Below are 205 nucleotides of genomic sequence, written 5' to 3' on the forward strand. Positions count from 1 at the left end.
GGCGCGCCCGAGAGGACTCGAACCTCTAACCGCTTGATTCGTAGTCAAGTACTCTATCCAATTGAGCTACGGGCGCACGATTTCGTTGTAAAGTGGTGCCGAGGACCGGAATCGAACCGGTACGGTAGTCACCTACCGCAGGATTTTAAGTCCTGTGCGTCTGCCAGTTCCGCCACCCCGGCAAGGGTATAATAAGCTTGATAAT

The 205-nt window shown here is 53.7% G+C and carries 2 tRNA genes; both read right to left on the reverse strand.

The window, feature by feature from the left end:
* Positions 1-2: 2 nt before the first annotated feature.
* Positions 3-76, reverse strand: a tRNA-Arg gene (locus tag L2D08_RS23920).
* A gap of 17 nt (positions 77-93) precedes the next feature.
* Positions 94-182: transfer RNA gene (locus L2D08_RS23925), tRNA-Leu, on the reverse strand.
* Positions 183-205: the final 23 nt, after the last annotated feature.

Source organism: Domibacillus sp. PGB-M46 (genome assembly GCF_022668875.1).
Lineage (GTDB): Bacteria > Bacillota > Bacilli > Bacillales > Domibacillaceae > Domibacillus.